Below are 12,824 nucleotides of genomic sequence, written 5' to 3' on the forward strand. Positions count from 1 at the left end.
GTTAGTGATAAAAGTGCTCGTATAACCTTAAAAATAAAAAAGTAAGGTTCTCTCGAATGAGAACCTTACTAGTTTGGTTATTTTCTGATTCCTAGCTCGGCGATGATTGATCTGTATCGCTCGATTTCTTTCTTGTGAAGGTAATCCAATAGGCTTCTTCTCTTACCTACCAGCTTCAGCAAACCAAGTCTTGAGGAGTGATCCTTCTTATTTGATTTCAAATGCTCGGTCAAATGCTTGATTCTGTGTGTAAAGAGGGCAATCTGTGACTCAGGAGATCCTGTGTCAGTAGCAGATTTTAACCGTCCATGATTCTTAAATAACTCTTCTTTAATCTCTGAGGATAAATACATGTTTAGCTAAATTTTGTAAAACAACCACAAAGGTAGGATTTATTTTGAGAAAATGAAAGCTTAATTCGCTTTTGGGCGAAGAACTTTAATGTACTTCTGAATGCCTTGCCACGCACTTATATAAAAATCAGGCTCAAACAATCTAGCATCCTTTCTAGCCTGCTTGATGAAAAACAAACCAAAGGGCAGCAAACAGATAATGGAGAAGAAAGTGCCGAATAAGGGATCAACCACCCCCTCTTTTGCCCACTTCTCACCTGTCATCGTAATCATATAGTAAACGATGAAGAAAATAATAGAAATCAAGACAGGCATTCCCAACCCTCCTTTTTTGATGATTGCTCCAAGTGGTGCGCCAATCAAAAACATCACAAAACAAGCAATGGCTTGAGTGTATTTTTGATACCAAGCTATCTGAAATCTTCTATAATCCCGCTGATAATTATCAATCTGGGACTTCTTGACACCAAATGTATTTTTCAGATTTCGGGCATTATTCAATGCCATAGTAGTCGCATTTTTACCATAGCCCCGATTAGTGACCAGTGAATCGATTTTCTTGCGCTCTTCATCTGTAAGAGCTGCTGTACGCTGCTTTTTCACAACTGCATTGGCAACCGTCCCCGCATTGGTGCCCAGCTCGGCCACACCGACCTTTTCCTCATTGGCAGATGAGGCAAAAAGCGAATCTCTAGCCGAAACTTTGTTTGAAGCAATGACTGCTTTTTTACCGGAAATAGCAGAGTCGCTTCCGGGATTGAGAATTCTTGATTCCAGCTTATCGGTCAATACTGAAGTGGTGTCAACAGTATCTTTTCGAGCCAATTTCTTTAGCTGTTCGAGGGAATCTGCCAAGGCTTTTTCCTTTCTCATTTTAAATACCCTAACTGAGTCATCCAAAGCTTTGCGTTCCAAAATATCGGCTGCAGGCTTGAATTTTCTATTTCGTGTGAAAAAGGGATAAACACTTTCTGCTGTCTGATAATTTTGATACCGCTGCTCATTGACCAAAGTACCTATTGAGTCAAGGCCCAGCTTAATCTGAGCTATGTTTTTGATAGATCTATTGGTGGACCAGGCATCTTCTGCTGTTCTATTGAGCTTGAAGGTATTATTCAAATCAAAAACAACCTCATTTTTATCAAAGGATGCTCTATTGAATTCTCCCGGCTTGTCATTGATTCCCCTAACCATCTTCGGTTCATTATAATTTATCCCATGGTAGAGGGTAAGCTTCATGTAATTTTCGCTGAAAAACGGTTCCATTCTCCCCGAGTCTGCGAGGGTGACATCCAAGTTGCCTGTTTGGCCTGAGTTATGGCTATAGATCAAAATATCCTTGAGTCCAAACTCTCCTACTTTTTCATTGACTTTGATGCTATATCCCGGAATACCGTCGTAGAAGACGCCTGCTTTGATATCCAATGCGGGAGACTTCATACGTATATCATAGAGCAAACTGAATGTTTTAAGGTTTACTTTCGGTACGAGATAATTATTGGACAGATATGCGGCAAAAGATAGCACAATCACAAAAACCCCTATCGGTCTCAATGCTCGAAGCAAGGAAATGCCGCTGCTTTTTATGGCAGTGAGTTCGAAGTGCTCTCCAAGATTCCCGAAAGTCATCAAACTGGAAAGCAGCACTGCCAACGGAAGAGCCATGGGAGAAATACTGATAACAAAATACCCGATCAGCTCCAAGTAGATCCAGAAACTCAGACCTTTCCCGAAAATCTCATCGAAATATTTCAGCATATTGACAGTCAGCAGGATAAAATCCACGACAATAAAAGTCAATAAAAATGGGCCTAAAAAAGACCCAAGTATAAGTTTATCTAGTTTCTTCATTATTTAAACCGCTCCCAAAGCAAATACGAAGCACTGGAGTCGAAGTTCAAATTTGGCGAAATCCATTGAGATTACCCACCAATAATATCTTTCAATCTTCCAATCAATCCTTCCCATATCGCAACCAACTCCTCATCATCATAGCCGTCAGAGTAATCTATCACTTTCAGAAACAGGGTTTGTGTAAGTTCATTTTCTTCCAATTTAAACTCTATGTAGGCGTGGTCAGGTTCCTGCGGGTTCTTGGTATCGTAAAATTCAAACTTTACATGGGAATTACTTCGTTGAGAAGCCAGCCGGGCATAGTGATCTTCGTTGTCAAAATTGAAAATGTAATTCTTATCCTCAGTTATTTTCACTTCATCGGCAAACCACTCTTCTAATCCGCTTGCAGTACTCAAATAATGGAATACTATTTTTTTGGAGGCATTGATTTGATAATCAGCCACAAACTTATTTTTAACCATGATAATCGCTTTTACAGGATGTAAAAAATCATTTTTTTAAAGAACGTCAACTTGTTTTTCACAGTACAAGACCTCATATTTGCATTCCCATTTGAAAGGGAGGGTTTCAGGGTTGATAATAAACGATTCTCAACTAATGAATTGATGGATGAATATGCTTTAATATAGGCATTAATTTCAAAAATCAATACCCAAAAAATGTTTCTGAAAAATCAGAGACTCCTTGGAGTAATTGAACCAACATTAAAATATACTTGGCGAGGTAGCTCAGTTGGTTAGAGCGCAGGATTCATAACCCTGAGGTCACGGGTTCAACTCCCGTCCTCGCTACCAAAGGCTTTCGGAAACGGAAGTCTTTTTTTATTTTAAGGCTATGGATGAATTCGTCGTGTATGTGCTTCTTTCCAAATCATCAGGCAGGACCTATACGGGAATGACTTCGGATTTAATCACAAGATTCCTCTTTCACAATTTCATCTGTTTATAATTTGTTTTTAAGCGGTCAGATGGAATGCCCTGAATAATCATTTCTCTGTGTGAGAAACCTTTCCCATGGGCATTTCAAATCAACTAAAGGATTCACTTTAAAGCATAGACCATGGACTGTCATTTAGGTAGAATTCTTTAAAACTAAAAAAGAAGCATTGACCCGGGAAAAAGAACTTAAATCCGGAAAAGGAAGAGAATGGTTAACACAATATGTACTTACCAAATATGTCTGAATTCAAGATTCATATCCGCCACAGCGGACACGGGTTCAACTCTTCCCGAATTTCTTCAAGACAGCAAAGGCTGGCCGAAAAATCGGCCAGCCTTTTTGAGCTACCTGTTCTTGAGACGTCTTTTACTTATTTATTCGAATCTAACTTGTCAACTGTAACCTACTCAGGCTTCCATTTACTATATAAATTAGTTTTTGTAAAAATTGAAAGCCCTGATATTGCAATACCTACCGGGAGTATCACCCGACTGCGTGGTCAAAAACCCAACACTTACCTCAGATGTCTCCTCTACTATAAACGTGACCTTAAGTTCATTTACGTCTTTTCCCTCAAGAATATGGACATGTGCTAATGACGATTGTACATCCTCCACATCAGGCAGGCCACTTCCCAATGCCGCCACCAAATATGCATGATCGTTTTCGGTCAAATTGGTATCTCGCAGATCTGAAATCTCAAACGTATAATTTCCCGGCTCAAGGGTTAAAGTCTGGTAGATTTTTCCATTTTCAATAGCCGGGGCACCCCAGCCGGACTCCACGTTAAATATGTTTCCATTCCACTCATCCCATCCTCCCTGTCCGTCATGGATCTTAATGGCGTCATTGGTCATCCAGCCTGCCAATGTCCCCCACCTACCACTTCTCGTCTCCGGAACAAACGGAACTTGTGCATTTTGCAACTGAGGAACAACAACTATTAGTTCCTCCAAGAATGGAAGGGCAAAAGTATCTATACTAGTCACTTCTGGTCTAAATACCGTTCTATAACGAATAGTGGTGGAACTGGTCACACCCTCAAGCAAAGTGTGCGATTCACCGGCCGGGGTAATGATGGTTTTCAGTTCTTCATCCCCAAGCGAATATTCCAATTCAGTAAATTCTGCACCAAGGGAAGGATCCATTTGTCCCCAATTGATTACCGTATTATCAGAGTTAAAAGTCAAAGATTCAATAAACCTATTGGAAAGTTTTCTGCGATAGCCCTCGCCATAAGAAGTGCCTACAGCATCCACAAGAACAGACCTGTTTCCATCTTGGTCGAACGTGAAGCCAATAAAATTTTTCACGCCTTCGTCCACCTCAAAGATATGCTCTAATGAATTCAAACCTGATGTTTTTTCCACCGGGAACTCCACGGAATCCCGGTAATCATTCCAATAAACTTTCAATTTGGAAATTTTGGGATCTGCATTCAATTCTGCTTTCATGAGTACCCTCCCCTTTCCTGAGAGAATCTCCATTTCTTTCAGTTTTCCCGGATAAATAATCTCCCCCTCTTGCGTATATTTTTTAAACTCATCCCATTCATAATTATAACAAGAACATGTTAAAAAACCGGCAAGCAAGCTAATAATCGAGCACTTAATATTACTATTTATATATTTCTTCATGATTGATTCATTTTATGTGCATCCTAATCAATTTTCTCAAGATTAGATTTAAACCTATTTGTTTCAAATCACCTTGGATCTCCATAAATCCTAAGTTCATTGATGCTTTGTGCAGTGCCGCCTGCCCAGTTTTCCAGACATCGGATTCTGATATAGCGGATTTTAGGAGCATCAAGATCCACTTCAAAGTCCCAACCGGCAGAAGCTACTTCTCTATCCAGTGCACTATCCTGTCCATAAGATGTTCCCGAGGGTTTTTCAACTTCATATGAACCCAATAAGGTCCAACTCTCATCCAAAGCACCACTCAAATTTGGGCTTACAGAACCCCAAACTTCAAATTTTCTTAAGGACGTGAGGAAGTAAAACTGTTGGGGATTCAATTCGGGATATGCTCTGATCCATAATCGGCTAAGTTTGGCTTCTACCCCCATATCGAATGTGATAATATGGGGCTCCGGTCCCCCATTAACCTGGTGGGTAAAACTAGTCCAGGGCCAGCCTAGTCGATTATCCCAAGCATATTCCAATCTAGCTCCATTAGGAACCTGTGGAGCATCTCCAGGTAGAACAAAAGCTCTAAACCCGACAGGATCCAACTGTGTTTCGAATATAGGTTCTACGACTTGGGCAACAGTATCCGTTGAATTTCCCCACTTATCTTTTACAAAGATTCTAAAATCATACGCCAAGGTGTCCAAACCTCTTATTTTGGCCAATATATCATCCTCAGATGTGAACACACTCATGCGGTTATCCACATCAAATTGATTGAAAGCATTCCGTTTCATGATATATATAGAAACCTCCTCTTCATCCGGGTTATTGGCAGAGACATTAAATCCCCCAAAAGTATTTTGGACTTCTAAACTCTTAAAAACTTTCCATACTGGAGCCTCCAATGGCTTAACAGTTACCACAAAAGGGGCGGATTCCACGTTATTTCTACTTACCGAGTAGATTTTAACTTCATGCTCCAACGTATCTATAAAGCCCTCTACCAGTAGAGAGTCTTTGTAGAAAGATGCTGTAACCTCTCTGCTCTTTCCGCTGGGCAACTGATATTCAGCTTTTATAAACAGTAAATTTTTATCTTCGGGTACACTGTAAGTAAAAAGCGCCTTTCCCGGTAGATTGGTTACCTGAACATTGCTTACTGCGCTTGGTACAGATTGGTCATTGCCTGAAGGCTCTCTGGACTCCATGGCTTCATCACATGAAATCATCAGTACCACTAGGAATATCGCTGTCGCTAATATTTTTATATCTATTTTCATAACATTCAATTTTTAGAGCGGAAACTCATTACCATCCCGGGTTTTCTACCAAGTTGCTATTTCTTCGGATATCAAAATTCCCAATGGGCCATAAATAATCCCTGGGACCAATAAACCCTTGGCTATAAATAACACGCTCATTGTTGTAGGCCTCTACAGACTTACCGATTATATTCATTCCGGTAATATCCTTATTAAGTTCCTCCAAGGACTTTTTCCATCTTCTCAAATCCCAAAATCTCTGCCCTTCAAAAGCCAGTTCGATCATCCTTTCCCTATGAATGATTTCTCTTAGACCACCTTGGGTAGAATATTTACCTGGATTGGTAGAGTAAGTCTGCCAAGATTCAACTACTCCATTTAGTCCTGCCCTTTCCCTGATCTTGTCCAAATAGGCAATGGCGGTAGAAGACCCTGGCTCTACTTCATTGAGAGCTTCTGCATACAAGAGGTACAAATCTGCCAATCTAATTTCAGGCCAGGGGTAATTCTTCCAAACAGGCTCTGTAGAACCCTGAGTGGTCGACTCCCAATGAACAAGCTTCTTAACAAAATACCCCGTCTCATTCCAGTTCACAAAGTCTCCATAACCTGCTCTTTCAGAGTTCTTTGACCGAACAAAAAAAGTATTGACATCAGAGCCTGTAGCGTTTCCATCTTTCATGTACCAAATCCCGCCGTCAAAACCCAAATCTGCATAAAATCTAGGCTCACGGTCAAAATTGAGTCTTGCAGTCCGCTCGTTTGGCTCAATATAAAACCGCTCTTGTTCTGTCCCGTTCCTCAGTTCGAAATGATCAGAAAAGTCGAGGGTTTTGTCTTCTTCGATAGGAATACCATTCTTTGTATAAAACATCCTGGCTATTTTTAAAGGGGCTCCCCAAAGTCCGCTTAATAGATGCCTGCCAACCTGAGATCCCCTCTGCATCGGGGGCATACATAGATTTTGATTGATGAATGAACTTCCTGAAAGAGCCCAGACATGCTCTTTGGACCATCTGCCAGTGACTGCATTTCTGATGTTTAGTTGGGTTTTAGTTTCAGAACTCAATCCCAACACATCATTTTCATAGCGATAAAGTGCATGACCACTTTGCTCAGCCTCATCGATGGCTTCCTTAGCAGCATCTCTGGCTTTTTCCCATTTTGACAGATCATAGTCAGAATTGAACAAAAGATCATCCTCGTGGTCTCTGAAATTGGCATAATCGCTATTGCCGTTAAACAATGGGCTTGCAGCATATACCCATAATTTTGCTTTCACTGCTAGGGCTATGCTCTTATTTACTCTTCCAAATTCACTATTTTCGTCCACTATCCTACTTGGTAATTTCTCCGCCGCTTGACTTAACAGGTCTGAAATAAATTGCACACACTCATCTACAGGCATTCTTTTAGTGGCAGGCACGTCTATTGGGGTATTTTCATTGATAATCGGAATAGGCCCATACATTCTGAATAAATAGTAATGATAATACGCCAGTAAAAACTCAACCTCCCCTATCCACCTTTCCCGCATCTCAATAGGTAAATCAGGCACTTTATTCAGATCCTTTACATTTTCCAAGAATATATTGCAATGCCGGATACCCCTGAAAATTTTATATTCATCCCGGTAGTTAGCACCGCCCTTTCTAGCACCGCCCCATTCATCAAACAAAGGAGCATCTTTATTTTGTTGTCCCTGCGCTATCCTAAATGCTGCATGCCAAGTAGTCTGCGCCGACTGGGGCAACCATATTTCATCACCTGCAAACATCCCAACATTATACCAAGCATCGCCCGTCAAAGGCAAATATGAGTAACAGGTAAACAGGTATTTTTCAGCTTCATTTCGCAACTTAAAGGCATTTTCAATTGTCGCTACATTGTCAGGAACAATGTCCAGATATTCTTGGCATGCGCCTAATACATAGACCAGTAATATCCATAGGAAACGGATTTTACCTTTTCCAATAGGACTAGATGCTTTACCGTTTTCGCATGTATTCCTTTCAGCACATGCCTTCTCTTTATATTTTCGGTTCAATTTCATATTTCCAATATTTTATCTTATAGATTGATCGAAAGCCCAAGGTTGTATACAGATTGGATAGGATATCCTAATCCATTGCCTCCCATTTCCACATCCCACATCTTAAACTTGCTGAACATCAGAAGATTAATACTTGACAAATAGATCCTTCCGCTTTTTATACCCAGCTTTTTCACCTCTTTAATAGTGTACCCGATATCCACGTTCTTAAGCCTCAAAAAACTGCCGTTTCTTAACCACCACGTTGAGGTCTGATTGTTGGAATTCACCCGCCAATCACTCAGCCTAGGCCAAAAGGCATAGACGTTTCTGTTTTCCTCAGACCAATAATCATCAGCCACAGCCTGCAACAAACCGGTCTGATAGCCATTTGCTTGATAAAATGGTTGGATAGCTTCCGAATTAATAAAAAAAGACACCCTGGCAGCTCCTTGGAAATAAAAATTAAAATCAAATTGCTTATATCTGATTGTAGAGCCGAATCCAAATATAACCTCCGGCTGGGTAGGATAGCCAATGGGCACCATGTCATCAGTATTGATGACGCCATCCTCATTAATATCCCGGTATTTGATATCTCCTGCCAAAAGGCCTGCGTCCCCAAACTGCACGGGGGAATTGGCAACTTCTTCCAGGTCAACAAATAATCGCTCAGCCACATAGCCCCACTGTTGGGACAGGGAATACCCCCTTCTGGCCAAATGAACAAGGTTCTCGTCATAGTCCAATTCATCTACCCGAATAGCCTTACTGGATGCATAGGTAAACGTGCCTCTAAAATCAATCCTGAACTTTTTCGCAACAGTTTTGGAATAATTGACCATCAGATCTAATCCCTTGGTCTCTGCTTTGCCATAATTAGAGAATGGTGTGGCCATCAACCCCGCAGCATTATCTATATAGGTCACATTCTGTAAAATCTGAGATCTCTGCTGCCTAAACACATCCAAGACCAGTTCAAAGGAATTATTAAACAAGCCCAGATCCATACCTACATTGAGCTGCTTTGACTTTTCCCAGGTGATCAAAGGATTGGCATATCGTGATATTGACACGCCCGGTCTGGAATAGGTAGGAGCTCCTTCATCCCTTCCAAAAGAGTATCCATAGGCTGCATCATTTAGATTGACATTGGACATGTATAAAAAACGTTGGTCCCGCGCTCCAATTTGATCATTTCCCACTATGCCGTATGTAGCTCTGAACTTCAGATTAGACACCATCCCACGGATAGGAACAAAGAAGGGTTCGTTGGAAATCAAATACCCAATACCCGCTGAAGGGAAGAATCCAAACCTATTGTTCTGCTCAAACCTTTCGGATCCGTTATAGCCAAAATTAAATTCCGCCAAATACCTGTCATCAAAACCATAGGTAAACCTACCTGACACCCCATTATTTCTGTTGGGCAAAGACAGAATTAAGCTACCTGGATTACCGGCTTCATAGTGTTGTATATAAGAAACAAGCATCGCTCCCACATCATGCTTTAGCCCAAAAGTTCGGTTATAATCTATCGCACCCTGTAACCAAAATGTAGACTCAACAAGCTTTTCGCCTTCGGTATAGTTAAGGTATTCCGTTCCTGGCGTGCCTATGGAGGTAGAAGAACCATCATTCAGCACAGAGATTGTATAGCTTCCGTCCGATTGATTAATGTTTGAGCTGTAAAAAAATGGATTATAAAACCTATTCATACTGACAGACGCCCGTCTTTTTGCATAGGTCATAACCCGCAAGCGCAATCCTTCCGTGATAAAATCCAAATCCTGATGTATTTCTAATTGCGGGTTCAGATTAAATGATTTGTTAACCTGATACCCTTTGACCATTTCTGCATAAGGATTGACATACATGGTTGTCGTCTCTACAGCGCCGGCATCCAACGATCTAGCCGACCCAAAAAGCGGATGCTCTAAGAATGGCATCTTTTCTCTTGGATATACCGAAGGAAACATCACTGGGTTTGCGTTTAATGCATTACTAAACGTTCCGCCGCCACCGCCGATTGGACCAGTATAATCATCAAACTGTCCATAGATTCTGGCGATCAATAAAGTAGTAGGAGTAAGGTTTATATCGATATTGGATCGGATGGAATAATTATTTAATCGGATATTATTATTAAAATTATTTATGGGTTCCACATTAAGTATCCCATTATCCCGGTTATAGGTTGCCGCCAGAAAGTACCTCCCCTTACTAGTTCCACCGCTTAGATTAATATTATAGCCTTGATTTACAGTATAAGGTTTGATTAATTTATCTATCCAATTATTGTTGGGAAACAAATTTGGATCTCCTCCATCTCTTGTAGAATTGATTTTAAACTGGGAATAGGGTGAAATCGCCAAGGGTGAACGTGCAGTAGCTGATTCATTCGCCATTTGCATATAAGTAATATTATCCGCTAACTGGAAATTTCTCGTGTTGGTTGAAATCCTGTTTTCTGCCCGAAAACTAACTTTTAGCTTTCCCTCTTCACCTGACTTTGTATTGATAAGCACCACTCCATTAGCACCTCTGGCACCAAAAATGGAGCTAGCGGCGGCATCTTTGAGAACTGAAAAATCTGATATATCATCCGGTTGCAATCGAGCCATATCCAAAGGAGTGGATTCAATCCCGTCAATCAGAATCAGGGGGTCAATTTTACCTGTGCCAAAAGTGGATAAACCTCTGATAAAGAAAGTAGAATTATCAGTTCCAATGCCTGGTTCACCACTCTGCTGAAAAGAGATTACACCAGCCACTTTACCCGCTATAGCGTGTGTTAGGTTTGAGGAAGGTATCTGGAGCTCTTTAACATTAACTGAAGTCACTGAGCTTACTAAGCTCCCCTTTTTCTGCTTACCAAAACCAACCACCACTACCTCATCTAGACCTTGCAAATCTTCTTGTAAACTCACATTCACTGTGCTTTGACTACCTACTAGAGCTTCCTCACTCTTGTACCCTATAAAAGAGAATCTTAGCACCACGCCCTCAGAGTCAGGTATAGCCAATGTATAGAAACCGTCTGCATCCGTTGCTGTACCGATTTGAGTACCCTTTACCATAACTGTTACACCGGGCATAGACAATCCATCCGATGCAGAGGTGACCTGTCCTTTAACTATCTTATCCTCAGCTTCCTTTTTTTTCGGCGTATTCTCCCTAGAAACATGAATTATACTATTTACACTCTTGAATCTCAGGTCTGTATTTTTGGAAAGGACTTCTAAAACTGCCAAAAGCGTAACCCTGTCCATATTCAAAGTTTGCTTGGGTATTTCCACAATATTTTCTTCATCAAACGCAAAAGCAAAATTTGTCTTGTCTGAGATTACTTGAAAAACGTCCAATATAGAAGCGTCGTCCGTGTGGATTGATAAGTAAACCTTACTTAAATCCTTTTCCTGTGAATAGGCTTCTTTAGCAAAAGACAGATTTACCGTAAGAAAACCTAATAACCAAGTCCATAATAACTTGTTTAGATAATGTAATTTAAATTTGGGTATTGTTTTTTTCATGCTAAGTCGGGTTTTTTGTTAAATAGATCTAGTACTTCTAATTATTAATTCATTTAATATCATTTTGCTGTTTTCGGCTAACAAGGACTTGTTTTCCTTGAAATTCAAACTTCAGATTAGATGAATGCTCCAATCCTATTATAACATTAGGAAGGCTTTGGTCTTTGAATTTAGCTGTGTATTTTCCTCTTAATCGCAATGATGGATCTACTATAAAATCTATGTCATACCAATTAGAGAGCACCCTAAACACCTCGTTATAAGATGCTCTGTCGAATTTGATTATTTTGTCTTTCCAACCAATAAGCTCTTCATAATCATAATCAGTCTTTTGCATAGCTTGGAGCTCGGGATTGTAAAAAGAGACTTCTCCTTTTGTAAGAAGACTGTTAAGTCCTACCTCAGTTTTCACTTCTACCTTTCCTGAAACGACAGCCACGTGTAGGTCACTACCATCATCATATGCCTTCATATCAAATGAAGTACCCAAGACCATTGTAGTAATATCTTTGCTTACAACTCTAAAAGGGCGTTTGGGATCACTTGTTACTTCAAAAAATGCCTGCCCTTTTAATTTCACCATTCTATCATTACTAAAATCAGAAGAATACGAAAATTCTGAGCCTGAATTAACAGTGACAACAGAGTTATCAGGTAAGGTAAATACTTTCTTAATTCCTCTGGGAACTACTTTCGTAACCCAAGAGATTTCATTGTGAACAGGTGTATTTTCTTTTTCAGTCAGTAAGCTTCTTCCAAAAAACAGGACTCCAATCAACACAACCGAGGCCGCAACTGCCCTTATTCGAATGGAAGTGCTTCTAGACATCTTCTCTCTATACTCCGTTATCCTCCTACGGTTATATGCCCTGTTTTCAATGATCAATTTTTCTAAAATCTGATTTCGTTCCTTCTTATCCAGCTTATTGTTTTCTTCCAGCTTCATTCCCTGTAAAAGCTCTCTGGCGTGCTGGAGCATATTTATTTTATCAGGGTTTCTTGCACACCAGTCTTCCCAAAATTTGTCTGTATTTGGTTTGGGGTTATTGATCCAATCAATAAAATCAGCACACTTTAGAAAGTCTTCTATGCTTCTTGGGTGAAATCCGTTCATTCGTACAGGTACAAGGATAAATTTTAAGATTCTTCTTATTTACCTGTATAGAGACCTGAGAAATTAAATCTCCATCAAAAAATATATTTTTTTTGAAATT

General features: G+C 40.2%; 8 protein-coding genes and 1 tRNA gene. 1 reads left to right on the plus strand and 8 read right to left on the minus strand.

The genetic code is table 11. From position 1 onward, the window contains the following. Nucleotides 1–77: 77 nt before the first annotated feature. The 3 genes from rpsO to ID165_RS09415 form a co-directional block, all read right to left on the minus strand. Complete coding sequence (gene rpsO / locus ID165_RS09405; protein WP_057936311.1) at nt 78–353, minus strand: 30S ribosomal protein S15; 276 nt, start codon at nt 351–353, stop codon at nt 78–80. Between the two features lie 60 nt (nt 354–413). Continuing rightward, a complete protein-coding gene (locus ID165_RS09410) occupies nt 414–2,204 on the minus strand; it encodes an LptF/LptG family permease (RefSeq protein WP_192350088.1) in 1,791 nt (596 codons plus the stop codon). Nucleotides 2,205–2,275: 71 nt separating this feature from the next. Further along, entirely contained in the window at nt 2,276–2,671 is a 396-nt protein-coding gene (locus ID165_RS09415; protein ID WP_192350089.1) for an START-like domain-containing protein, read from the minus strand. A 256-nt stretch (nt 2,672–2,927) separates the two neighbouring features. On the opposite strand from ID165_RS09415, the gene ID165_RS09420 reads away from it, so the two are divergent. Next, nucleotides 2,928–3,004: transfer RNA gene (locus tag ID165_RS09420), tRNA-Met, on the plus strand. A 576-nt stretch (nt 3,005–3,580) separates the two neighbouring features. On the opposite strand, the gene ID165_RS09425 is transcribed toward ID165_RS09420, so the two are convergent. The 5 genes from ID165_RS09425 to ID165_RS09445 all read right to left on the minus strand — a co-directional run bounded on the left by ID165_RS09425 (nt 3,581) and on the right by ID165_RS09445 (nt 12,724). Then, the gene (locus ID165_RS09425) at nt 3,581–4,786 is read right to left on the minus strand and encodes a DUF4998 domain-containing protein (RefSeq protein WP_192350090.1); all 1,206 of its coding nucleotides are present in this window, start codon (nt 4,784–4,786) and stop codon (nt 3,581–3,583) included. A gap of 68 nt (nt 4,787–4,854) precedes the next feature. Then, complete coding sequence (locus ID165_RS09430; protein WP_192350091.1) at nt 4,855–6,063, minus strand: DUF5000 domain-containing lipoprotein; 1,209 nt, start codon at nt 6,061–6,063, stop codon at nt 4,855–4,857. Between the two features lie 28 nt (nt 6,064–6,091). Continuing rightward, nucleotides 6,092–8,098: a RagB/SusD family nutrient uptake outer membrane protein gene (locus ID165_RS09435; RefSeq protein ID WP_192350092.1), complete on the minus strand. Its 2,007-nt coding sequence runs from the start codon at nt 8,096–8,098 to the stop codon at nt 6,092–6,094. 17 nt (nt 8,099–8,115) lie between these two features. Then, entirely contained in the window at nt 8,116–11,610 is a 3,495-nt protein-coding gene (locus tag ID165_RS09440; protein WP_225587054.1) for a TonB-dependent receptor, read from the minus strand. 49 nt (nt 11,611–11,659) lie between these two features. Continuing rightward, nucleotides 11,660–12,724 carry a FecR family protein gene (locus tag ID165_RS09445; protein ID WP_192350093.1) on the minus strand — a complete coding sequence of 355 codons (1,065 nt, stop codon included), beginning with the start codon at nt 12,722–12,724 and terminating at the stop codon, nt 11,660–11,662. Nucleotides 12,725–12,824 lie beyond the last annotated feature (100 nt).

The organism is Algoriphagus sp. Y33 (assembly GCF_014838715.1).
Taxonomy (GTDB): domain Bacteria; phylum Bacteroidota; class Bacteroidia; order Cytophagales; family Cyclobacteriaceae; genus Algoriphagus.

Coding starts and splice junctions, on each gene's coding strand:
- ID165_RS09435 (WP_192350092.1), bottom strand. CDS start 8,098: ATGAAATTGAACCGAAAATATAAAGAGAAGGCATGTGCTGAAAGGAAT.
- ID165_RS09445 (WP_192350093.1), bottom strand. CDS start 12,724: ATGAACGGATTTCACCCAAGAAGCATAGAAGACTTTCTAAAGTGTGCT.
- rpsO (WP_057936311.1), bottom strand. CDS start 353: ATGTATTTATCCTCAGAGATTAAAGAAGAGTTATTTAAGAATCATGGA.
- ID165_RS09415 (WP_192350089.1), bottom strand. CDS start 2,671: ATGGTTAAAAATAAGTTTGTGGCTGATTATCAAATCAATGCCTCCAAA.
- ID165_RS09430 (WP_192350091.1), bottom strand. CDS start 6,063: ATGAAAATAGATATAAAAATATTAGCGACAGCGATATTCCTAGTGGTA.
- ID165_RS09425 (WP_192350090.1), bottom strand. CDS start 4,786: ATGAAGAAATATATAAATAGTAATATTAAGTGCTCGATTATTAGCTTG.
- ID165_RS09410 (WP_192350088.1), bottom strand. CDS start 2,204: ATGAAGAAACTAGATAAACTTATACTTGGGTCTTTTTTAGGCCCATTT.
- ID165_RS09440 (WP_225587054.1), bottom strand. CDS start 11,610: ATGAAAAAAACAATACCCAAATTTAAATTACATTATCTAAACAAGTTA.